We start from the raw sequence: 22,479 nt of genomic DNA on the forward strand, positions 1-22,479 counted from the left end.
AGCCGGACGTCCCTCGCCGAGACCCGCACCCGCCCCGGAAACCGCTTGCCCACCCGCCGCCCCTCGCATACGATGCGGTAAACGCTTTCCAGCTCCCATCGAAAGGGCCCCCGTGTCAGAGTCGACCACGCCCCGCACCATCGGCATCATCATGAACGGCGTCTCGGGCCGCATGGGCTACCGCCAGCACCTCGTCCGCTCGATCCTCGCCATCCGCGAGCAGGGCGGCGTCCTGCTCTCCGACGGCACCCGCGTGCAGGTCGAGCCGCTGCTCGTCGGCCGCTCCGAGGCCAAGCTCGCCGAGCTCGCCGCCAAGCACGGCCTGGAGCACTGGACCACCGACCTCGACGCCGCCCTGGCCGACCCCGCCTGGCCGATCTACGCCGACTTCCTGGTCACCAAGGCCCGGGTCCCCGCCATCAAGAAGGCGATCGCGGCCGGCAAGGACATCTACACCGAGAAGCCCACCGCGGAGTCGTACGCCGAGGCGCTCGAGATCGCGGAGGCGGCGAAGGCGGCCGGCATCAAGAACGGCGTCGTCCACGACAAGCTCTACCTGCCGGGACTTCAGAAGCTGAAGCGCCTGATCGACTCCGGCTTCTTCGGCCGCATCCTCAGCGTCCGCGGCGAGTTCGGCTACTGGGTCTTCGAGGGCGACTGGCAGGACGCGCAGCGCCCCAGCTGGAACTACCGCAGCGAGGACGGCGGCGGCATCATCGTCGACATGTTCCCGCACTGGAACTACGTGCTCGAGAACCTCTTCGGCCCCATCGAGGGCGTCTACGCCAAGGCCACCATCCACATCCACACCCGCGTCGACGAGCAGGGCGAGCCCTACACCGCGACCGCCGACGACGCGGCCTACGCGATCTTCGACGTCGCCGGCGGCATCACCGTGCAGCTGAACTCGTCGTGGGCCGTCCGTGTCGACCGCCCTGAGCTCGTCGAGTTCCAGGTCGACGGCACCCTCGGCTCGGCCGTCGTCGGGCTCTTCGGCGCCAAGGTGCAGCCGCGCGTCGCGACCCCCAAGCCCACCTGGAACCCCGATCTCCCCGAGACCCACGACTACTCCGGCGACTGGCAGGAGCTGCCCGTCAACGACGTGTTCGAGAACGGCTTCAAGACCCAGTGGGAGCAGTTCATCCGCCACGTGGTCGAGGACGCGCCGCACGAGTACGACTTCTTCGCCGGCGCCCGCGGTGTGCGCCTGGCCGAGCTGGGCCTCGAGTCCTCGCGCGACGGCCGCCGCATCGACGTGGCGGCCCTCGACGCCGCCGCCGACGCGGAGGCGCTGGCCTCCGTCGAGGTCGTGAAGTGACCGACGTCACGCTGCTGTCCACCGACGCCACGCTGAGCGCGTTCGAGCTCGGAGGCGCCCCCGCCTTCGTCCGCCCGCGCGCGCCGCTCGCCTCCCGGGTCGCCTACGCCGCCGCCCACGTCGTGCCGCTCGTGCACGGCGAGAACGTGCCCGGCCACCCCGCGCAGGTCGACTGGGACGCGACCCTCGCGTTCCGCCACCACGTCTGGTCGTGGGGCCTCGGAGTCGCCGACGCGATGGACACCGCCCAGCGCAACATGGGCATGGACTGGTCCGCGACCCAGGAGCTCATCCGCCGCAGCGCCGCGGAGGCCGCGTCGGTGAACGCCTCCGTCGTCGTGGGGATCAACACGGACCAGCTGACCGACGAGGTCGTGCCGCTCCAGGGCGTCATCGACGCGTACCTCGAGCAGCTCGCCTTCGCCGAGGACGCGGGCGCCGGAGTGGTCATGATGGCCTCGCGGCACCTCGCGCGCGCGGCCACCTCGGCCGCCGACTACGAGCGCGTGTACGCGGCCGTGCTCTCGCGCGCCTCGCGGCCCGTGGTGCTGCACTGGCTCGGCGAGGCGTTCGACTCGGTGCTCGCCGGGTACTTCGGGTCCTCCGATGTCGCCGAGGCCTCCGAAACCGTCATCCGGATCATCGAGGCTCACCTGCCGTCGGTCAGCGGCATCAAGATGTCCCTGCTCGACGCGGAGGCCGAGATCGCCGTCCGCGCGCGCCTCCCCCTCGGGGCGACCCTCTACACCGGCGACGACTTCAACTACGTCGGCCTCATCGAGGGCGGCACGGATGCGGACGGCGTCACCCGCCACTCCGACGCCCTGCTCGGCGCGTTCGCGGCCGTCGCCCCGAACGCCTCCGCCGCGATCCAGGCCCTCGATGCCGGCGACGTGGAGTCGTACCGCCGGATCCTCGGACCCACCGAGGCCCTGTCCCGCCAGGTCTTCGCCGCGCCCACGCAGTACTACAAGACCGGAGTCGCGTTCCTCTCGTGGCTGAACGGCCACCAGCAGGCGTTCTCGATGGTCGGCGGGCTGCATTCCGCGCGGTCGCTGCCGCACCTGTCCGAGATCGTCCGGCTGGCGTCTGAGGCGGGCGCCCTGGAGCGGCCCGAGCTGGCCGCCGCGCGGTGGACGCAGCTGCTGGCGCTGAGCGGCGTCGACGCGCTGAGGACGGTGCTGGTGTGACGCATCCGCGACTCTCCCTGAACCAGGCGACGATCAAGTACGCACCGCTCGCCACCGCGCTCGACGTGACGGCCGCCGCCGGCTACTCCTCGATCGGCCTGTGGCGCGAACCCGTCGCCGAGGTCGGTCTCGCGGAGGCCGTCCGGCTCGTCGCCGACAGCGGCCTGCGCGTCTCGTCCCTCTGCCGCGGCGGCTTCTTCACCCTCGCCGAGGGCCCGGAGCGCCGCGCCGCCCTCGACGACAACCGCCGCGCCATCGACGAGGCCGCCGCCCTCGGCGCCCCCGCGCTGGTGCTCGTCGCCGGCGGACTCCCCGCCGGATCCCGCGACCTCGTCGGCGCCCGCTCCCGCGTGCAGGACGCCCTCGTCGAGCTCGCCCCCGCCGCCGTCGCCGCCGGCGTCCAGCTCGCGATCGAGCCCCTGCACCCGATGTTCGCCTCCGACCGCGCCGTCGTCTCGACCCTGAAGCAGGCCCTCGACCTCGCCGCCCCCTTCGACCCCGCCGCCGTCGGAGTCGTCGTCGACACCTTCCACGTCTGGTGGGACCCGGAGGTCCTCCCCCAGATCATTCGCGCCGGTGCGGAGAAGCGCATCGCCAGCTACCAGGTCTGCGACTGGGCGACCCCGCTGGCCTCCGATGTGCTGCTCTCCCGCCACTACGTGGGCGACGGCGTCATCGACTTCACGGTGCTGACGGAGGCGGTGGTCGCCGCCGGCTACACCGGCGACATCGAGGTCGAGATCTTCAACCAGGCGGTCTGGGATGCGGAGTACGCGGCGGTGGCGACGCGGGTGGCGGCAGACTTCGCGGAGCGGGTGGCGCCGCACCTCTGAGGTGCGCCGAGCGCGGCTCACGACGCTGCGTCGCACCTGAGCACGGCGGTGCGGTCATCGGCTGCGCTCCGGCGACTCCCGCGAGTGCGGCCGTGCCGACTCCCTGGTCGTTCAAGATCGCCGCTCACCGGTCTCGGCACCGGATGCACTGCGGTACTTTCGTCGTCGATGGGGGGAAAGACACCGCTCGCTAGGTAGTACTACGCGCTCAGAACGCTGGTGACAACTATTCGTCCGCATTGAAGTCAATTCCCTCAGTAGGTTGAGGATTCGGGCTGGTCCTACGCGATCCACCTCTGCGAGACCCCCGAACACACCCGACAGAACCGGACGATCGACGCGCCTAGAAACGCTCTCGAGTTGATGCGCCGCAAGAACCCGAAAGAGCTGAAATGCCCGATCAAGCACCTGCCGGCTGGTATGCCGCCGAGCACGCCAACAACGAACAGCGTTACTGGGACGGCACTCGGTGGCACGACGATGCACCGCCGCCCCCTCCCGCCCCCGGTCAGCCCTCTTCCGCCGGTGGAAGTGGAGCGCCTCGACCGTACGGCGAGCAGCAGCCCGGGTCTTCGCCGCGGCCGAAGTACACCGGACCGAAGATGCTCGCGCTCTTCGCTCTGATCCTCGGAATCCTCGCGTTCCTCACCGGCCTCGTTCCCGGACTCGGTCTCATCCTCGCCATCGCGGCGGTAGGCCTCGGCATATTCGCTCTCGTGAAGAGACAGCCGAAGGGCTGGGCCATCACCGGGCTGGCACTCGGGTCGATCGCTCTCCTCACAGGCATCGTCGCCACTTCCGTCTCCCTGACGTCGGAGACGCGGTCCGACGAGACCACCGTCGCTGAGCCCGCTGTGCCCGCGCCCGCGGAGGAGGAAGCGGAAGCTCCCGCCGAAGAGGCGCCCGCCCAGGAAGCACCGGCCGAAGAAGCACCGGCCGAGGAGCCGGCCGAGGCGGCGGCGCCGTCGGCCGACGGTACCGCCCAGAATCCGCTCCCCCAGCCGTATGTGGCCGAGGGCCTCTTCGGCGGCGACAAGTACAGCCTGTCGGGAAAGGTCGTCGACGCGAACGCGGGCGCGCTGGTCAACGGGTGGAACCAGTTCAACTCCGAAGCGCCCGCCGGGTTCAAGTACGTCGTCGCCGAATTGACCATGACCGGTATCGATCCCGACGGCGTCGAGCCATCGCTCGCAGAATTCGACCTCTCCCTCGCCACTCCGGAGGGAAACCGCTACGACCGCGAGTACATCGTGCTCGGGGACGGAATGTCGTCCATGAGCGACGGCCCGACGCTGTACCCGGGTTCGGTATTCACCGGTTACACGGCGTACATCGTGCCAGAGAGTGCGCAGAGCTTCCTTCTGTACGACAACGGGAAGTACATCGTCCTCTGATCTCCTCGGCGCGCCGCTGCACTCTCGTCAGCGGTGCGCCGATGAATGCCGATGGGAACAGGGGCATGACCCGGGGCACCACCGAATGAGTGGAGCACGCGTCTGGAAGCAGTTGGCCTTTGCCAGTTGAACGCCCCTCCAGGGACGATGAAACTGATCGTCCGACTGTTCTTCAGATAAGAAATCCACAGCGGCATGCCGCATCTCTCTTGGAAGCGATCGCCATGAATCTCCGTCGTATCACCCTCGGCCTCTGCTCCATTGCTCTCGGAGCCCTCCTCGCGGCGGGCATCACCGCCGACCCGGCATCAGCTGAAGTCGCTCCGCCAGGGACGATCAGCGGCACGGTCACCGCCCCGGCCGACGTCCCGGGGGAGCACCGCTACTACATCGCCGCGTGGGACCTCGGATCGACAGAGTTCGGCTTCGCCCAAGCCGCTGCCGGGACCGAACTCGTCCTGGGGCGAGGAGAAACGGCGACGTACACGCTCAAAGAGGACCCCGAATCGGGGAACTACTTCGGGGAAGGGACCTGGAAGGTGCGCGTTCTCGCCAGCCCGGTCGCCGGGGGCACACCGGAGATCGGTGATGAGTACTGGAAGGACGCCGACCGGTTCAGCACCGCCACGAACGCCACGGTCCCCGCCGGACGCGGCCTCACCGGAGTCGACTTCTCGCCCTCGGCCTATGCGTTCACAAGCACACGTATCGCGGGCGACGACCGATACGGGACGTCCGTCGCAAGCACACAGGTCTTCGCCCCCGGGATCCCGGTCCTCTACATCGCGAGCGGGGAGAAGTGGGCGGATGCACTGAGTGCTGGACCAGCAGCGACCCACCAGTACGGTGCCCTCCTCCTGACCGACCCCGATGCTCTTCCATCGGCCGTAGCGTTGGAGATCAAGCGGCTCGCTCCCGTGAGGACGATCGTCGTCGGCAGCGACCTGACGGTCTCTGATGCTGTCTACGAGGAGATCGACGCCATCGTCGGCGAAATCACCCGAGTCGGGGGTACCGACCGATACGACACCTCTCGGAAGGTGATCAGCGGGGCATACAGATTTTCCTCGAGTCACTTCTACGAGGTCCATCTCGCTACGGGTAACAACTTCCCCGACGCTCTTTCGATTGCCGGGGCTTCGGCGCGGATCGGTGGGCCAGTGCTGCTTGTCGACGGTGCCGAGCAAGGTCTCGATGACAAGACCCGGGACATCCTCACCCAGATGCATCCCTACCACGCCTATGTACTCGGAGAGACCCCGTCGATCTCCGCCGGTATCGAAGACGATCTCGTCTCCTCCGGTCTCGTGGACTCCGCGGAGCGGATCGGCGGTCGCGACCGCTACGAGACAAGTCGCCTGATCAACGAGGAATGGCCTGCGTGGCAACTCGAGGACACGACCTATCTCGCGACAGGCGAGGACTTCGCCGATGCTCTCTCGGGCGCGACTGCCGCCGCCTTCGAGCACTCCTCCGTCTCACTCAGCCGTCCGGACTGCGTGCCGGCCGCCACTGTCGCCTCACTCAAGAGCGCCTCGATCGACACCGTCAAGGTCCTCGGAAGCGAGCGCACGCTGTCCCGCACCGCCGGCTCGATCACGCCCTGCTGAGCGACTCGGGGCGACGGAGCTGCCGGCAGCGCCTCCCGCCCAGGCACACCGCCCGCGTTCGGCACTGCTACCTCGCCCGATAGTTGCTTCAACGCAGCGTCAGCCCACGTCAGTCCACTCTGTCGGGCTCGCGGGTGCAGCCTTCGACAGGACGGAAGCCCGTGCGAGCGAACCGCGGTCACCCCGCGTTCGGCAGCAGCACCTCCACGCGACCCTCGGTGATGCGCGTCTCGAACCTCGGCTGCGGAGAGGTCGCCGGCCCGCGCAGCACCTCGCCCGTCTCGAGCGAGAACACGCTCGAGTGCCACGGGCAGGCGACGCAGGCCTCGCCACCTTCTTCAGTGACCTCACCGTCATCGAGCGGCCCCGACAGATGGCTGCACACGTTCGACAGCACATTGACGCGGTCGCCGCGGCGGAAGACGAGCAGGGGCATCCCCGCGACGTCCTTCTTCACGGACTTCCTCTCCGGCAGATCCTCGAGCGGGCCCACCAGCTGCCACCCGGTCGGGAAGCGGTGCGGGACGTCCTCGGCGTGGTTCACGCCCGCCGCCTGCCGGTAGCTCAGGTGCCCGCCGAGGTAGCCGCCGCCGGAGACGACGGCGAGACCGACCATGCTGAGCACCTTCCCGCTGACGCGATGCCCTCGCCCGCGCTGGACGAAGGACGCCGCGTAGAGAGCCGTCGCGATCACGTTGGCGCCGGCGTGGACGAGTCCGACGCGCATCTGCTGCTCGTGCAGCTCCGACCAGTCGGTGTAGCCGGCGGCAGCGGTCGGCAGGACGCTGACGACTCCTACGCCGATGAGGGCTCGCGACGCGCGCTCGTTGCCGGGCAGCAGGTCGAGGACCGCCGCCGAGAGCCAGGCACCGGCGGGGATGAGCACGAGCAGCGGATGCACGGGGTGACCGACCGGCACACCGTGCAGCACGTCGCGCACGGGCTGGGGGCGGATGACCCTGTTGACCACCGTCCGCACGCGACCGACGAGCGGGTCGAGGGCGGCGGCGTCCTCGAGGCGGGTGACGAGTTTCACGAACTTCATTTCACGCATGGTCAAGCGCACCGCCCGGCGCCCGCCGACGAAAGGGGATTGCCAAGCGCCGGATGTGCGGAGCGAGGGCGTTCCGAGCGCAGGGAGATCATCCCGACCAGAGCAAAGGGTACCTGCACTATTATTCCGTCGAGGGAGGGTTTACGCATGGACGGGTTCGTGACGACCGATGAAGCGGCCAGGCGCCTAGGGGTGTCTCCTCGACGCGTCGTCGACATGCTGACGACCGCGCAGCTCACCGGCGAGAAGGTCCATCGCAGCTGGCTGGTCTCGGCCGCCGCGGTGGGCGAGCGCGAGCGCCTGAACCATGCTCCGGGCCGACCGATCTCCGCCGTCACCGCGAGAGCCCTCGTCTCGGCCCTCTCGGACGGAGACCGGCTGACGTCGCGGCAGGAGGCGATCATCCGCCGGCGAACCGCCGAGCAGCTCGTCGCCGCCGTGTCGCGATCGGTCCGCGTGGAACGATTCGCGACGCGAAGACCGGAGCTCGCGGCCGACAACATGCATCCAACCGGCGAGAGCGCGATCGCGCGTCTCAGCGCGCGCGCCGGTGAAGGACTGGTCGGACAAGCCAAGCGCTTGCACGGCTACCCCAGAGGCATGACCTACGACGAGCTCGTCGACCACGCCATGCTCGTCCGCGATGACGAGACGGGCGGGATCACGCTGCATCGGTTCGTCGACGAGATCTTCCCGTGGTCCGAGACGCCCGCAGCCCTGATCGCGATCGACTCAGCGCGCGATGGTCAGGCTCGAGTACGGAGGGCGGGGCTGGACGCGGTCGAGCGATTGAGGAACTCGTGGCTGGCAGATCGCACGTAGTCGAGGCGCCCCGGGACTCGCCGTGGCCACTCGTCTTCGAACTGGCGGCGGCGACCCCGCCGGGAAGCTGGATGCTGGTCGGCGGCTTGATGGTCCATCTGCATGCACTTCGCGCCGGAGTCGACGCCATTCGACCGACCAGCGACGTCGATGTCCTGCTCGACATCAGCTCGAACTCCGTCCTCGATGTCGCGGGTCCGCTCACCTCGCTCGGTTTCTCTGCGCGCACCCCTTCGCAAGGCACCCCGCTGCACCGGTTCGTGCGCGATGACCGCGACGTCGTGGACGTCATGGTCTCCCGCGACGTACGGACACGAACCCGGTGGCAACGGATCCCACTGCTGCGCTCACCCGGTGCCGCACAGGCCCTGATGCGACGAGACGTCTACACGCTCACGTCTGGCGGCGACTCCGCGGCCGTAGACGTGCCGGACGAACTCGGAGCGATCATCGCCAAATCGGCGGCGTACTCCATCGACTCGCGCGACCCCCACCGGCACCTCGACGATCTCGCCGTCCTCGCCGCGGCCGCGGGGACTCCCCGCGTTCTGGCGCTGGACTCGCTGACCAGGAAGGACCGCTCGCACCTGCGACGCGTTCTCCCGCGTCTCTCCGACGACCAGCACCCGTCGTGGCGAGTGCTCGATCAGTACGACCGGGCCCTGGGCCAGCGCGTGTGGAGGGCGATCAGCGCAGCGTGCTCGCCAGGATGATCGCCGCGTCGACGTCGCTACCGATCCACGGCCGCCTGCCCCCGTGCAACGCCCCCGTCCGCAGGAGACGTTCCCTCCGCCACCCGCATCGTCCCGCCCGCCTGCGCCGCGAACGCCCGCGCCGTCGCCGCGATCGTGCGCTGCATCACGCGCACCGCCGCCGTCGGCGCAAGATCCGCCGGGCGGGCGAGGCTGATGGTGCGGGTCAGGCGGGGCCCGTCGGGCTCCTCGATGCGGATCGAGCGCAGGCCGGGGCGGCCCTGCAGCACCATCGCCGGGACGACCGCGATCCCGAGGCCGCGCTCGGCGAAGCGCAGCACTGCGTCCATCTCGGCGCCCTCCAGCACCACGTCGGGCACGAGGCCGGCCGACGAGAACGCGGCGTCGGTCGTCCGGCGCAGGTCGTAGCTCGAGTTGAAGACGATCTGCGGCAGGCGGGCCACGGCCGCCAGATCGAGCGCGTCGCCGTCGGTGAGGGGCGGCTCCGCGGCGGAGGAGACCACGACGAGCTCCTCGACGAGCAGCGGAGTCACGGTGAAGGCGCCGCCGAACGCCGCCGTCGAGGTCGTCACGAGCGCCAGGTCGAGCTCGCCGCGCGCGAGGCGGTCGAAGAGGCTGCGCGAGCCGTCCTCGGCGAGGTGCAGCTCGATGGCGGGATGAGCGGCGTGGAACGCGTGCAGCACCTCCGCGACGAGGCTGATGCAGAGCGTCGGAGTCGCGCCGAAGCGCACCCGGCCGCGCTCGAGTCCGGCCAGCTCGGCCAGCTCGCGGCGCACCGACTCGGCATCGGCGAGCATGCGCCGCGCGAGCGGCAGCAGGAGCTCGCCGGCCGGGGTGAGGGTGCTGCCCGTGCGAGCCCGGTGGAACAGCTCTGATCCGAGATCCTGCTCCAGCGACGCGATCTGGCGGCTCAGCGACGGCTGCGCCAGATGCAGCTCCTCCGCGGCCCGGGTGAAGCTGCTGAGGCGCGCGACCTCGACGAAGCCGGTCAGCTGCTCGAAGTTCATGGTCATAGCGTACGCGCATGCTCACCACCCGGTATATGCATTGGAGTAATGGAGAAGCGCTGCTTAGCGTGGAGGAATGAGCACCTCAGCACCCACCACGGAGCGTCGGATCTCCACCTCCGTTCTCGTCATCGGCACCGGCGGCTCGGGCCTGCGCGCCGCGATCGAGCTGGCCGAGGCCGGCGTCGACGTGCTCGCCCTCGGCAAGCGCTCGAAGTCGGACGCGCACACCTCCCTCGCCGCCGGCGGCATCAACGCCGCCCTCGCTACGATGGACCCCGACGACAGCTGGCAGCAGCACGCCGCCGACACCATCACCGAGTCGTACCTGCTCGCGAACCCGCACACCGTCGAGATCGTGACGAAGAACGCCGCCCGCGGCATCCAGGACCTCGAGCGTTACGGCATGCCGTTCGCCCGCGAGGACGACGGCCGCATCTCGCAGCGCTTCTTCGGCGCGCACACCTACCGCCGCACCGCCTTCGCCGGCGACTACACCGGCCTCGAGATCCAGCGCACGCTCGTCAACCGCGCCGCGCAGCTCGAGATCCCGATCCTCGACACCGTCTACGTCACGCGCATCCTCGTGAACGAGGACGGAGCCGTCTTCGGCGCCTACGGCTTCGACCTCGTCGACGGCACCCGCTACCTCATCCACGCCGACGCCGTGATCCTCGCCGCCGGTGGCCACAACCGCATCTGGCGCCGCACGTCCTCGCGCCGCGACGAGAACACGGGCGACTCGTTCCGTCTGGCCGTCGAAGCCGGTGGGCGCCTGCGCGACCCCGAGCTCGTGCAGTTCCACCCGTCGGGCATCATCGAGCCCGAGAACGCGGCCGGCACTCTGATCTCCGAGGCCGCGCGCGGCGAGGGCGGCATCCTCCGCAACGGTCTCGGCGAGCGCTTCATGGGCAAGTACGACCCCGAGCGCCTCGAGCTCTCGACTCGCGACCGGGTCGCGCTCGCCTGCTACACCGAGATCAAGGAGGGCCGCGGCACGCCCAACGGCGGAGTCTGGCTCGACGTCTCGCACCTCCCGCGCGAGACGATCATGACCCGCCTCCCCCGCGTCTACCAGACGATGCTCGAGCTGCAGATGCTCGACATCACGAAGGACCCGATCGAGATCGCGCCGACCGCGCACTACTCGATGGGCGGAGTCTGGGTCCGCTCCGACGACCACAGCACCAACGTCCCCGGCCTGTACGCCATCGGCGAGGCCTCCAGCGGCCTGCACGGCGCGAACCGTCTCGGCGGCAACTCGCTGATCGAGCTGCTCGTCTTCGGCCGCATCGTCGGCCAGGCCGCCGCGGAGTACTCGTCGTCGCTGACGGCGCAGACCCGCTCGGCCGCCTCCGTGCAGGTCGCCCGCGACGAGATCGCCCACCTGCTCGCCGCCGACGGCGAGGAGAACGTCCGCGCCCTGCAGCGCGCGATCCGCAACACCATGACCGAGCACGCCGGAGTCGTCCGCGACGAGGCGGGCCTGCTCGCCGGCCTCGCCGAGCTCGACGCCATCGAGGCCCGCATCGCCGACATCGGCATCCACCCCGACATCGCCGGCTTCCAGGACCTCGCGCACGCCTTCGACCTGAAGTCGGCTGCTATGGCCGCGCGGGCCACCCTTGAAGCCGCACTCGAGCGCCGAGAGAGCCGCGGCTGCCACAACCGTAGCGATTACCCGGACATCGACCCTGCCCTTCAGGTGAACCTGGTGTGGTCGCCGCGCACAGGGATCACACGCGAGGAGATACCGGCGGTTCCGGAGGAGATCCAGGCGCTGATCGGCGAGGTCGAGACGGCGGGGAAGCTGCTCGAGTAAGCAGGAGAGGGTGCGGGACTCGCGCGCGGCGCATGCCCGGCGGAAGTTGTTCCCCAACGGCCCGCGCACCGTGGTCGACAAGCCCGCGGCGCTCTCGGAGTCTTGACGGCCATGCCGGCGGCGAGGGCGGCACCTTGCACTCGCCGCCGAGCCAGACATATTCACGATTATCGGATGTCGCCGAGAAGGGCAAAACGCCTGTCTCCTGCGCGCGCCAGCGCCGAAGTAGACCGGCGCTCGCGCTAACTTCTGCCTCACTCGGAGGGCGAACGAGCTCATCGGACTTGAAATCGGCGATGAAGCGCGCAACGAGATCTCGCTGGCCATCCAAGACGCCGTCGTCCGCAAAATGGTCGAGCGTCTCGTCGACAGTCCACTCGGAGGCGAGGCTACTTCTGTTCTGCCGACGCCCGCTCAATCGGTGCGATGAAGACTTCTACACCTTGCGCTCCGAGCTGGGCGACCTGACGAGACAGATTCACCTGGGTGAACGTGAAGAGACTGTCCGGCGTTATCGTGGCCCCTCGCCTCGCAACAACAAGGACCACCCGCTTCGGCCGACCCGAGTATTTTTTCGGATCCCAACCAGCCTTCTTGACCTTCTTCCGAAAATCCTGCTGCGCCACCTTGTCGAAAGTTAGGACTTCCGTCGAGACCAACGCCTGCGCCAAGAGGTGACTTGCAGGAGAGGACGACTCGATATTTTTTACGTGAATAAAGGTACCATCCTCTAAGAGGACATCACATGCTTCGATTCCATGCTTGTGAAAATCGCTCCTCATTAGCTTTCGGTCGAGGCAGACGCCACCAAGCTCTTGAGCTAACAGGGTGTTATAAGAGGCTTCGTCGGAAGCGGATGCGGGCCAATTCGGGATCTTTGACACCCCAGGTCCGAGTTCGAAAATTTCCGCGGTTCGTTCTTTAACTTGCTCCGCATACGATTTTTCCATCGCGTACCATTTTCCGTCATGCAAGTTGAATCGTCGGTCATCAACCTCGGCTTGAAAAGCCAACCACCTGCGTGCAGGTATGCGCGGCGATATCGGATCCTTACCATCCGAATCACGAAATAGCATGACCGCCGTGCGCTCCAGCTGCTGTTGACGCTCGTTTGTAGACACCGCGCGGATTGGCGTGAGGATTGAGGGAAGCGTCGGTACGTCGTCCTGAGGTTCACTTCGACCAAACCCCATCAGTTTGAATGACGACGGTGTCCCATTTTCGTCAATCTTTTCGTGCGGCCACGACAAAGCGAGCAGGGGATTCTCGGGTTCTCCGATTGCCTGCAGTAATAGGCCATCTAGTAGTGTTATCAGTTCTTGGTCTTTGACAAGAGCAAGCTGTTCAAGAAATCCAAGTTCCCGGCTTGCCGGCGGTTTGTCTTGTAGCTTTTCGATGACTTTCAGGTCTTTTAGCAGAGTGGCCGGGTTCTTGGAGAGGGGGATACTGAGTGCGTCCGCGCCACGGACCTTTATGACTTTGTCGCCACTACTCAGGCCAGGTATCTTTGCAGAGGCTACGAGTCGGGTGACTAGTTCCCCAAGATCGCCTAGACCGAAACCCCGGAGGTGAGCTCCCGCGGGGATCGTCGACCGCTCGACACGGGATCTCTCGTCAAGTGTGACACGTGTGACGGAGTTGAGATCTTTAGGGTTTGCGCTCCTGATGGCAATTCGTTGGCCGAAGCCCGTGTCAACACGATCTTGGTCGAGCAGTTGAAACCCCATTCCGTAGGTCAGCACCCACGCCGCCTCCGGTTCCAGACGTTTCTCATCATTCAGCGTGAGGTCGACATTATCCTCGTCCGGCGCATCGGTAGATGGGACTTGCCCAGTGTTCGTCTCGACGAAAGCCACTTTCTGCGCAATCTTCTCCACCGCGGGGATTTTGCTTTTTTTCGCGACCGGGATTATGAGGACTGCGGCGGCTGTAACGTTTGATAGGTCAATTTGCTCGCTTGTGAGACCGCGGAGAACAGGCGCCCAGCTGACATCCTTACCTTCGGTTTTGCCGGATATCAATAGACCCGAGCGGGACCCGACCTCAACTCGGACCGAGGTGAATCCATCCTTCTTGCGATACTTGGACTGCACAGCGGCATCAAGGGTAACCAATCCGGTTACGTGATACACGCTGGTCCGCGCTTCAGTTGAGGCCGGTCGAGCCACAGTTCCCCCAAAATACTTTGGCCGAGATCTTCCTCGACAGAAACGAGCTTATAGCTGTCAACGCGACGGACAGCTTGCCGGTCTGCGCGAGGTGCATCAGCAGCACCATCGCGTTCCCTGCGGCGGAGGGATCTCGACTTCGCCGGCATCGATGGCGGTGGCGGAACGCCTGGTCGGTGGGCACTGCCCACGAGCGTGCTGTGTCCCGACGGCACGCAGCTCGTCGGCGGCGGCATCGCCTTCAGGACGATCGCTCGCGCGTGCGCCGGAACGAGCCTGCTCGCCGCAGGGCTCGCGCTCGAACGCCGCCGGAGCCCAGGACGCGCCGCCCCGATCACCGCTGTAGGACTGCTCGCGCTCTATGCGGCACACCCCGTCGCCATTGAAGCCCGAGCAGCAGCTCAGAACACAGCAGCGCGAGCACACGCGGCCGAGCTGCAGAAAGACGGCGTCAGCAATGCAGCCGCCCAGCGGGAAGCGGCGGAAGTCGCAAACATCCTTATGGCGGGCGTCGGTCTAGATACGAACGCACCATCACCGATCGTCTTCCGCGAAGTCGCCTGCCGCTACGGTCCGAAGTTTTTTGCAAACGGATTCCTGCCGATCCCCGCCGGGGCCGCAGCGGGAACCACACACTCGACCGCGCAGGACGCTCTCCTCGAACGCGGCTTCGAGAGGCTCGGCTGAGATTTGGAAGAGCGAGGACGAGCTCTACTACTCACTCACGACCAAATGCCTCGGCGTCGACCAGCAGCCCGAGTGACGGGGCGGCCGTCGTCTCGACGGAGCGGAGATACGACCGAGAACCCGCGAGCGTCGCAGCGTGAGACCTACGGGTCGCAGGAACAGGCGCCTCGTGCGCCGCCGGGCCGTGGCGTGACAGGCTGAAGTGTTGCCGAGGAGCTTCAACTATGTCCTGCCCTGGCTGGCGGACGCTGAACCGCGATTTGCCTGCACTACCAGCATGAGATCCCGGTCGGTGATCGCGTACATTGGTGGCAGTATGCGCTCTGGCACTCGAAACCTTGCCCCGCGGATGCGTCCTCGTGACTGACGCCCAGTCTTGTTTGGCCATGGTCTGTCTGACCGAGCTCGGCCGTGCGCGACGAAGTGCGGGGGATCAGCGCGAACGCCGACTCGTCCCCACAAGCGCCCCGCTCCCACGCTTCACGCCCGGCACGATAACGAGTGTCTGTCGCCCGCCATCTCTCGTTCCCTCAAGAACCTGAGGGTTTGTCCGATAAATTGCCTCATGTCAGGTTGGCAATCGACAGACTCCTTTTGCGCTTTCGGCCAGCAGCGTTGGCAAGCTCGGCGGCGAACTAGCGAAGTCGCTACCTTTACTTCCGCGACTAATCCGACAAGCCGGGCAATGCAGAGCTGGAGGGACGGCGCCTGAGCGGCCACCGCACTGCCGGCCCTGATCGAACAGCCGGCGCGGCTGGCGGGCGATCAGTGGGCGGAAGCGTCACGCCTTGCGGAGGAGACGCACGCGGCGCTCGACCGTAAGTGGGGTTCGCCGCGGGCACTATAGGAACAAGAGCTCGTCGCTGACCTAAAGACCTCGAACGCGGCCCACGCGAACGCGGCTTACGCGGTCGAGGTCGCGCGTTTGGAGGTCCATCAGCGCCCATCGGCCGCCGTTTCCAATGCGAGCGCAACGGCTTCGAACTCAGCAAGCGCTGCGGTCAGGTCTTCGACGATCTCTCTCGCGATCACGTCGGGCGCGGGCAGGGAGTCGAGGTCTTCGAGGGAGTCGTCGCGCAGCCAGCTGATGTCGAGGTTTGCCTTGTCGCGGGCGATCAGCTCGTTGTATCCGAAGGAGCGCCAACGCCCGTCTTCGCCCGTGTCAACACGTCTGGTGCGCGGACGGCCGGGGCCGAAACTCTCGACGAACTCGTCGAGATGGGCCCGCCGCAGCGGGTTTTGCTTGAGCGTGAAATGCTGATTAGTGCGCAGATCGTATATCCACAGCTTTTGAGTCCACGGCCTCTCGCTCGCCGGCTTCTTGTCGAAGAACAGCACGTTCGCCTTCACACCCTGCGCGTAGAAGATGCCGGTGGGCAGCCGCAGCATGGTGTGCAGGTCGAAGTCGGCGAGCAGCTTTCGGCGGAGGATCTCACCCGCGCCACCTTCGAACAGAACATTGTCAGGCAGCACGACGGCGGCGCGACCGTTGATCTCGAGGATCGTCATAATGTGCTGAACGAAGTTGAGCTGCTTGTTCGACGTGGTCGCGACGAAGTCAGCGCGCTCAATTTCGGTGTCTTCGCGTGCTTCACGTCCGTCCGCTCCGATCATCGTCAGCGACGATTTGCGACCGAATGGCGGATTGGAGAGCACGACGGAGTAGCGCTGACCCAAGTCCGCGATGAGCGAGTCACGGACGTCGATCTGCGACGGACCGTTGGATGTGCCGATGCCGTGCAGGAGCAGGTTCATCGCCGCGAGGCGGGCGGTGCCATCGACTAGTTCCGTGCCGTGAGCGAAGCCGTCGCGCAGGTGATCGCGCTGAGTAGGGGTGAGGTTCTCGGCGCCCTGGGACGCGTAGTCGTGGGCGACGAGCAGGAATCCGCCGGTGCCGCACGCGGGGTCGTCGACGGTGTCGCCGGGCCCGGGCTGAATCACGTCAACGATCGCCTGAATGAGGTCGCGTGGAGTGAAGTACTGGCCCGCGCCCGAGCCCTTGTCGGAGGCGCCGCGCGCGAGGAGCTGCTCGTAGGCGTCGCCCTTAATGTCGGTGCCCGACGCCGACCACTGCTCGCGATCGATGAGGTCGACGATGAGTCGCTTAAGTTTCGCCGGGTCTTGGATCCGGTTCTGCGCCTTGCGGAAGATGACGCCGAGCGTGCCGGGCTGCTGAGCCAGGCCGGTGAGGATGCGTGTGTACTCCGCCTCGAGTGCTGTCCCCTCGGCATCGAGCAATCGTTGCCACGAGTACGAGTTGGGAACGATCTTTTGTGGCTTGAGTTTGCGGTTCGCGCGCTCGTGCGCCATTTTTAGGAAAAGCAGGTACGTCAGCTGCTCGGTGTACTCGATGACGCCGACGCCGTCGTCGCGTAGCACATTGCAGTACGCCCACAGCTTGTCAACAAGGCGGCGAGACTCAGACATCGTTCGTGGTACTCCAATTGGTGGCCAGTTCGAGCCGTGGCGCGTTCTGGTAGATGCGGTCGACGGCCAAGATCGGCACGTCTTTCGGAATAGCGCACGCTGCGACCCATCGGTCGCCGGTGTGCAATTTGCTCTGTAACGGATGGCCACTGCGTCTGCATTCGGCGAAAAGTTGAGCGTGCGCATCGATAACGGCGTTGTCTACACCGATCGTTGGTGTTTCGTCCAAGATCGATCGCACCCGCACGTACCGCGTCTGCCCCCAGCCCGCTGCAACTGCTCCTTGGAGCACTTCGGTGCGGGTCTGAAACGAGATGATTGCCCGTCGACCACGAAGCGTCAGCCGCCATTGCGCGTCTAGATCAGTGGCAGCCGACGGACTCCGGATGAAGAGGTGGCTGAAGACGTCCGTATCGACGAGCACAGGGCCGGGCTCGCTCACCCGCGAACCGCTTTGATGAAGGAGGCGAATTCTTCGTCCGAGAGCTCGATTCCGCCGTCGAGGTCCGGCCCGGGTGCCGAGCGAAGGATCTCGTCGAGTGAGATGTCGTTCGTCACGGTGCCGTCGCCCAACGGGTCCGGGGCAGCCTTGAGGAAGTACTCCATGTCGGACGCATTGGCCTCCGGCAGACGCGGCATCGGCGGCGCACAACCGTTCGCGAGGGTGACGCGCCCCGCCTGCGTGCCGAGTTCGATAAGCCTCGACTCGAGGTACTTGCCGTGCGACTTCGTGAGGTTGGTGTTCTTAGACGTGATGACCACGACCTGATTCCAGAACGGCTTGTCGCGCACGTGGCTCCGCAGTCCGGTCGCGACCACGTCGGCCTCACCGATGTAGCACCGAGTCTCGCCGAGCGCCCCCTCATCTTCGCCGAGTAAACGGTAGACGCCGGTGCGCTCGGCCTCTTCCCGCTTAAGCGGCTCGGCCAGGTCGGAGCGCCGCGCGGAGAGCACGTGCCCCGTCCAGTTGGTGATCTCCGCCGTCGTCAGGCCCCTCGGCGTGCCATCGACGAGGAAGAGCTTCATCTGCTTGCCGTTCATGCCCCGATCATGTCCTCAACTACCGCCGCCGGGTTGGGCACCCCCGCGAGCCGCCCGGAGAACGCGGCGTCGAGCAGGGCGCGGCGGAGGGCTTGTGAACGGCGCATCGCGACGTTCGTCACGCCTATTGCCTCTCGCCGCTGCGCCTCAATCGCCTGAATACGGGTCATCACCTCGTCCTGGGTGCTCAGGGAAGGGACAGGGATCATGAGCCCATTTAGCTTTCCAAGACTCAGGTTAAGCTGGCCGGCACTCGATGCGGCGAGGGCCTGCAGTGTCGCTCTGACTGACGGAGTAGACAGGATTGTCTGAACCCATTCAGGACGAACCAAGTTCATATCTACTCGATATCGAATCAGGTAGGATGCAAAAGCGGCCTCCACACCGTCTTGAACTACGGCAGACCGTCCAATAAGGCTTGGCGAGCCGTTCGTCCTGACGATAAGCAAATCACCGGGAGAGAGCAATGATCCACTTACATTGGCATCTGACGTCGCCACTCTCTTCTCGTCCCTGAGATCGATGTGGCCGTCAATCAGGTTCGGTATGCGAACTACTGCGGGCCCCGGCCCTCCGACGACGCATTTCACGGAAGTTCCGTAGTCAGATTTGACCGCCAGTTTGGCGAGGCTAATAACATCATCAAACGGAATCTCTGAAAGAACTCGGGCTCGCAGCAGATCGGCTCGATGCAGCGCCGAGAAAAGGTAGCTGTCCGCAGCATCGAGACGCGAGAGGTGGTCTTCGAGGATCGCGATAACTCGGCGCTGCTCCTCAATAGGAGGAATTGGTACCGGGATCGATTTCATGGCGAGTTGAGTGAGCTTCAGGCGCGTGGTTCCGTTCGCGTATCCGCGATAATCCGCTATGTTCAAAAAGTACCCTAACCATCGGCGATCAACCCCAGGCCTAGCCCTGAGCACGTGGGAATGGTTGTTAACCCAAGCGGGGCCATCGATTAGATATGCCTTTGGCTTACTCGGATCGAAGAACTGGATTCCATCCTCCCCAAGAAGGATTAGTGGCTCGTCAAAGAGCGCCTCGTCAATCGTGCCTACCGGTCCAGCGGCCCCGTAGTAGGGGACCGTTCCAGGACGCTTCGCTCTCTCGGCGGCGCTAACGGGAACCCGGCGACGGTCGAGCACGTCAACGAGATCTCCGAGCTGACGCAACGCCCACGAATCGTGTGGGTTCATCAAGCCGTCAACTCCCGATTCAACTCATCCACCAACTCGCCCGCCCCGTCCCCCAGATCGCGGAGCGCCCCGTCGATGCCGCCGCGCTCGGTGAAGGGGGCCTCATCGAGGTCGTCGGCGTCGATGCCGGCCGAGTTGACGACCACCTGAACGATGCGGTCGAGCCACCAGAGCTGCGAATCGGTGAAACTTGCGCCACCCTGATCCTGCCGAGCGAGCCAGTTAGCGTAGTTCTCCATCACCTGATCGCTGTACGGCACAAGCGCCTGCTCGCTGACCGTCTCGTAGCGCAGCAGCGAAATTAGGTCCGTGAGGGTGTGGCGGTCGCGGGTCTCCGGCCTACCTCGATACTCGACTCCGACAGAGAGGTACGCGTTCCAGATCAGGTCGACGGTCCAGCGGTACGGTGGGCGGGCAATCCGATCGGCGAGTTCTTGGATGTCGGCGAAGCCGATGCCCCGACCCTTCGCGTCGAACATCAGCTCAAGAGCGCCGATCTCAGAGCGGTGCTCCGCAAGGTAGGCGCGCCATGACTCGATCGTCGACTTCGCGCGATCGGGCTCCATCACCCCGTACGCGTCGAGGAGGTGGTCGGCGCTGACCTCGTCGATGGTTTGATCGTGGCTGCGCCGGAGTTCCAGGATGCGCGTGCGCAAATCCGGGTTGGCGGCAATCGGCCGCAGCGCGTGTTGGAGCAGGTCTTCAACGATCTTCGCCGGATCCGTACCAGGGTTGGCCTCGATCACCGCCGCTTGGAGATCCGAATTCACCGCGTCGACAAGTCCACGCACGATCTGGCGGAGCGGACGCTCGGCGACGTCGTCGAGCTCGGTCCGCTCGGCAGGAGTGACCTGCTGTTCGAGAGCTGCGAGGCGACTGGCGAGGGTCGCCGTCTCGTCCTCGGTCAACGTCATTGAGGCCGCTTTACCGAGCAGTTTCTCGAGGCTGATTCCCTTTTCGCGGTTCAGCGGCGGCTCGACGAAGTCGTGCTCGGTCACGCCGATGGCATCAACGATGACGAAGCGCGTCTTGCTCGCCGCATCCTCGGTGACCGCCTGGAAGGTCGCGTCGTCGATGGTGCGCGAGCCGCGGCCCTTCATCTGCTCGAAGTACTGGGCCGAACGCACGTCGCGCATGAAGAACACGCACTCCAGAGGCTTTACGTCGGTACCGGTGGCGATCATGTCGACCGTCACCGCGATTCGCAGAGTCGGGCTGGTGCGGAATGCTTTGAGCTGACCCTTCGGATCCTTCGCGCTATACGTGATCTTCGCCGCGAAGTCGTTCCCTTTGCCGAAGACTTCGCGCACCGTCTGCACGATCTCTTCGGCGTGGTTGTCGTCCTTGGCAAAGATCAGCGTCTTCGGCACGACGCGGCGGCCAGGAAAGATTTCGGTGAAGAGCCGTTCTCTGAACGTCTCCAGCACCAGACGGATCTGTGACTTCGCGGTGACGGCACGGTCGAGGTAGGCCTTTGAGTACTCGAGGTCGGCGTCGAGCGCCTCGAGCCGTTGCAGGCGTGTGCGCTTGTCGACCTTCGGCACGATCGTGCCCGCCTCGATCAGCGAACCGTTTTCGGTGATGTCGGTCTTGATCCGGTAGATGTCGAAGTCGACGTTCACCCCATCGGCCACCGACTCCGTGTAGGTGTACTCGGACACGAGGTTCTGCTGGAAGAAGCCGAACGTCTGCTTGCCCGGCGTCGCGGTAAGGCCGATCACGTGAGCGTCGAAGTACTCGAGCACGCGGCGCCATACACCGTAGATCGAGCGATGCGCCTCGTCGACGATCACGAGATCGAAGGTCTCGGGTGGCAGGGCCGCGTTGTAGGCGACCTCGACGGGCGCCGCGGGGATGAAATCGTCCAGGCTCGAGTCGTCGCCCTCCGGCACCGCTTCGTTCTTGATGACCTTGAAGACCCGTTGGATGGTGGAGATCGCGACCTTCGTCGAATCTGGCATGCCGGCGCGGGTGAGCTTGCCGACGTTGTACAGCTCGGTGAATCGCCTGCCGTCGTCGGGGGTGCGGTAGTTCTGGAACTCGCCGAGCGTCTGGTCTCCCAAGTTATTGCGGTCGACGAGAAACAGCACCCGATTGAAGCCGCCCCACTTGAGGAGACGGTACGACTCGGTCACGGCGGTGAATGTCTTGCCCGCACCAGTAGCCATCTGCACGAGAGAGCGACTGAACTGTTGATTGCGCAACGCCTTCTCGATGCCCGTCACGGCCTCGATCTGCGCGTCTCGCATTCCGGCTTCGGCGAGTGGCGGCATCGCGTGAACTCGGCCGCGCCAGGTCGCGGGCTCGTCGCCAGTGCTGTCCTCGGCGTCGCGGATCGTTCGTGCGAGCGTCTCGGCTTTGGGGAAGTGGAAGATCAGACGGGCGCGCGGCTCGGGATCGTAGCCGTTGGTGAAGCGCGTCTCGCCACCGGATGCCTCGAAAACGAAGGGCAAACGGCCATCCTTCGTGAGTGCACTGAGGCGAACATCGGTCGGCAAGCCCGTCGCGTACATCGCCGACTGCCACTCCACACCGGCGAGCGGCGTGCCGACGGGCTTCGCCTCGATGACTCCGACCACGCGTCGGTCGAGATATAGGAGGTAATCAACCCGCCCGTGGCCCGCCTTCATGTGCACCTCGCGCACAGCGACACCTGACGCGGCGTAAAGGTTAAGTCCAGCGCGGTCTTGCACCGCCCAGCCCGCCGCGTCGAGCTGGCGATCGATCAGAACCCGCGCTCGTTGCTCGGCGGCAAGCCGATCCCCCTCATTCGCAGACATCGTTGCGATTCTATCGGCGCGGCTGGCTGGCGCCGTGCTCGGTGTCTTGGAACTTCGTTGCGCAACGGCGCTGCGAGATGGTGTGCCCGGCGGGAGTTGCGAGAGAGCACCTGTCAATGTGGGGTTCACCCCAGCGCAACACCTTCGGCAAGGACAGGACGCGTTGCACTGAGGTCATTCTCGTGGCAACGCAATGGATCTGGATCAGAATCTCGACCCGACGCAACGCGGCGGACCAAGCTCGGCGGCCGTTGGCTCCCGGCGCGATCGCTGCCGAAAGTAGCAACAGTCTCGGAGCGTGATTGTGCCGAAATCTAAGGTCGCTTTGGACCGCGTACCGCGGGGACCACGCCGCAAGAGGCGCCACCTGAGGTGAGCGCGGCTCGATCTAGCTTGTACTCGCCGGACACAGGATCC

17 protein-coding genes are annotated in these 22,479 nt (G+C 66.0%); 9 read left to right on the forward strand and 8 right to left on the reverse strand.

The annotated features are described in order from the left end of the window. Nucleotides 1-151: 151 nt before the first annotated feature. From GSU68_RS15710 to GSU68_RS15730, 5 genes are all read left to right on the forward strand, one after another. Nucleotides 152-1,318 (forward strand): Gfo/Idh/MocA family oxidoreductase, encoded by a 1,167-nt coding sequence (locus tag GSU68_RS15710; protein WP_159910339.1) that lies wholly within the window; start codon nucleotides 152-154, stop codon nucleotides 1,316-1,318. Next, nucleotides 1,315-2,508, forward strand: coding sequence for a dihydrodipicolinate synthase family protein (locus GSU68_RS15715; RefSeq protein ID WP_159909600.1), 1,194 nt, complete (start codon nucleotides 1,315-1,317; stop codon nucleotides 2,506-2,508). The genes GSU68_RS15710 and GSU68_RS15715 overlap by 4 nt, the downstream gene beginning before the upstream one ends. Further along, complete coding sequence (locus tag GSU68_RS15720; RefSeq protein ID WP_159909601.1) at nucleotides 2,505-3,341, forward strand: sugar phosphate isomerase/epimerase family protein; 837 nt, start codon at nucleotides 2,505-2,507, stop codon at nucleotides 3,339-3,341. The genes GSU68_RS15715 and GSU68_RS15720 overlap by 4 nt, the downstream gene beginning before the upstream one ends. 602 nt (nucleotides 3,342-3,943) lie before the next feature. Then, nucleotides 3,944-4,735, forward strand: a complete 792-nt coding sequence (locus tag GSU68_RS19720) for a DUF4190 domain-containing protein (protein WP_208544590.1) — start codon at nucleotides 3,944-3,946, stop codon at nucleotides 4,733-4,735. Nucleotides 4,736-4,959: 224 nt separating this feature from the next. After that, on the forward strand, nucleotides 4,960-6,345 hold the full coding sequence (locus tag GSU68_RS15730; RefSeq protein ID WP_159909602.1) for a cell wall-binding repeat-containing protein: 1,386 nt from the start codon (nucleotides 4,960-4,962) through the stop codon (nucleotides 6,343-6,345). Nucleotides 6,346-6,523: 178 nt separating this feature from the next. Here the strand turns inward: GSU68_RS15730 and GSU68_RS15735 are convergent, their stop codons facing one another. Further along, nucleotides 6,524-7,399 carry a Rieske 2Fe-2S domain-containing protein gene (locus tag GSU68_RS15735; RefSeq protein ID WP_159910340.1) on the reverse strand — a complete coding sequence of 292 codons (876 nt, stop codon included), beginning with the start codon at nucleotides 7,397-7,399 and terminating at the stop codon, nucleotides 6,524-6,526. A 147-nt stretch (nucleotides 7,400-7,546) separates the two neighbouring features. Here GSU68_RS15735 and GSU68_RS15740 point away from each other — a divergent pair, with 147 nt between their 5' ends. Both GSU68_RS15740 and GSU68_RS15745 read left to right on the forward strand, forming a co-directional pair. Then, a complete protein-coding gene (locus tag GSU68_RS15740; RefSeq protein ID WP_159909603.1) occupies nucleotides 7,547-8,221 on the forward strand; it encodes a helix-turn-helix domain-containing protein in 675 nt (224 codons plus the stop codon). Beyond that, on the forward strand, nucleotides 8,200-8,934 hold the full coding sequence (locus GSU68_RS15745; RefSeq protein ID WP_159909604.1) for a hypothetical protein: 735 nt from the start codon (nucleotides 8,200-8,202) through the stop codon (nucleotides 8,932-8,934). Before GSU68_RS15740 ends, GSU68_RS15745 begins: the two co-directional genes overlap by 22 nt. Nucleotides 8,935-8,951: 17 nt before the next feature. On the opposite strand, the gene GSU68_RS15750 is transcribed toward GSU68_RS15745, so the two are convergent. Beyond that, on the reverse strand, nucleotides 8,952-9,941 hold the full coding sequence (locus GSU68_RS15750; protein WP_159909605.1) for a LysR family transcriptional regulator: 990 nt from the start codon (nucleotides 9,939-9,941) through the stop codon (nucleotides 8,952-8,954). A gap of 76 nt (nucleotides 9,942-10,017) precedes the next feature. On the opposite strand from GSU68_RS15750, the gene GSU68_RS15755 reads away from it, so the two are divergent. After that, complete coding sequence (locus GSU68_RS15755) at nucleotides 10,018-11,763, forward strand: FAD-binding protein (protein ID WP_159909606.1); 1,746 nt, start codon at nucleotides 10,018-10,020, stop codon at nucleotides 11,761-11,763. 389 nt (nucleotides 11,764-12,152) lie between these two features. Here GSU68_RS15755 and GSU68_RS15760 read toward each other — a convergent pair whose 3' ends face one another. After that, nucleotides 12,153-13,856 (reverse strand): DUF6119 family protein, encoded by a 1,704-nt coding sequence (locus tag GSU68_RS15760; protein WP_159909607.1) that lies wholly within the window; start codon nucleotides 13,854-13,856, stop codon nucleotides 12,153-12,155. Between the two features lie 270 nt (nucleotides 13,857-14,126). On the opposite strand from GSU68_RS15760, the gene GSU68_RS15765 reads away from it, so the two are divergent. Beyond that, nucleotides 14,127-14,618, forward strand: a complete 492-nt coding sequence (locus GSU68_RS15765) for a hypothetical protein (protein WP_159909608.1) — start codon at nucleotides 14,127-14,129, stop codon at nucleotides 14,616-14,618. A 936-nt stretch (nucleotides 14,619-15,554) separates the two neighbouring features. Here the strand turns inward: GSU68_RS15765 and GSU68_RS15770 are convergent. The 5 genes from GSU68_RS15770 to GSU68_RS15790 are packed head-to-tail and all read right to left on the reverse strand — an operon-like array spanning nucleotide 15,555 to nucleotide 22,062. Beyond that, nucleotides 15,555-17,045, reverse strand: coding sequence for a class I SAM-dependent DNA methyltransferase (locus GSU68_RS15770; RefSeq protein ID WP_159909609.1), 1,491 nt, complete (start codon nucleotides 17,043-17,045; stop codon nucleotides 15,555-15,557). After that, the gene (locus GSU68_RS15775; RefSeq protein WP_208544591.1) at nucleotides 17,038-17,487 is read right to left on the reverse strand and encodes a PIN domain-containing protein; all 450 of its coding nucleotides are present in this window, start codon (nucleotides 17,485-17,487) and stop codon (nucleotides 17,038-17,040) included. Before GSU68_RS15775 ends, GSU68_RS15770 begins: the two co-directional genes overlap by 8 nt. Then, nucleotides 17,484-18,086, reverse strand: a complete 603-nt coding sequence (locus tag GSU68_RS15780; RefSeq protein ID WP_208544592.1) for a GIY-YIG nuclease family protein — start codon at nucleotides 18,084-18,086, stop codon at nucleotides 17,484-17,486. Before GSU68_RS15780 ends, GSU68_RS15775 begins: the two co-directional genes overlap by 4 nt. After that, entirely contained in the window at nucleotides 18,083-19,282 is a 1,200-nt protein-coding gene (locus GSU68_RS15785; protein ID WP_159909610.1) for a restriction endonuclease subunit S, read from the reverse strand. Before GSU68_RS15785 ends, GSU68_RS15780 begins: the two co-directional genes overlap by 4 nt. Next, nucleotides 19,282-22,062 carry a DEAD/DEAH box helicase family protein gene (locus tag GSU68_RS15790; protein WP_159909611.1) on the reverse strand — a complete coding sequence of 927 codons (2,781 nt, stop codon included), beginning with the start codon at nucleotides 22,060-22,062 and terminating at the stop codon, nucleotides 19,282-19,284. Before GSU68_RS15790 ends, GSU68_RS15785 begins: the two co-directional genes overlap by 1 nt. Between the last annotated feature and the right edge of the window lie 417 nt (nucleotides 22,063-22,479).

Origin of the sequence: Rathayibacter sp. VKM Ac-2759 (assembly GCF_009834225.1) — a bacterium.
GTDB lineage: Bacteria > Actinomycetota > Actinomycetes > Actinomycetales > Microbacteriaceae > Rathayibacter.

Bases quoted from the DNA above. Each gene is read 5' to 3' on its own strand.
- GSU68_RS15785 (WP_159909610.1), bottom strand. From the start codon at position 19,282: ATGAACCCACACGATTCGTGGGCGTTGCGTCAGCTCGGAGATCTCGTT.
- GSU68_RS15730 (WP_159909602.1), top strand. From the start codon at position 4,960: ATGAATCTCCGTCGTATCACCCTCGGCCTCTGCTCCATTGCTCTCGGA.
- GSU68_RS19720 (WP_208544590.1), top strand. From the start codon at position 3,944: ATGCTCGCGCTCTTCGCTCTGATCCTCGGAATCCTCGCGTTCCTCACC.
- GSU68_RS15740 (WP_159909603.1), top strand. From the start codon at position 7,547: ATGGACGGGTTCGTGACGACCGATGAAGCGGCCAGGCGCCTAGGGGTG.
- GSU68_RS15735 (WP_159910340.1), bottom strand. From the start codon at position 7,399: ATGCGTGAAATGAAGTTCGTGAAACTCGTCACCCGCCTCGAGGACGCC.
- GSU68_RS15750 (WP_159909605.1), bottom strand. From the start codon at position 9,941: ATGAACTTCGAGCAGCTGACCGGCTTCGTCGAGGTCGCGCGCCTCAGC.
- GSU68_RS15770 (WP_159909609.1), bottom strand. From the start codon at position 17,045: ATGTCTGAGTCTCGCCGCCTTGTTGACAAGCTGTGGGCGTACTGCAAT.
- GSU68_RS15710 (WP_159910339.1), top strand. From the start codon at position 152: ATGAACGGCGTCTCGGGCCGCATGGGCTACCGCCAGCACCTCGTCCGC.
- GSU68_RS15755 (WP_159909606.1), top strand. From the start codon at position 10,018: ATGAGCACCTCAGCACCCACCACGGAGCGTCGGATCTCCACCTCCGTT.
- GSU68_RS15790 (WP_159909611.1), bottom strand. From the start codon at position 22,062: ATGTCTGCGAATGAGGGGGATCGGCTTGCCGCCGAGCAACGAGCGCGG.
- GSU68_RS15780 (WP_208544592.1), bottom strand. From the start codon at position 18,086: ATGAACGGCAAGCAGATGAAGCTCTTCCTCGTCGATGGCACGCCGAGG.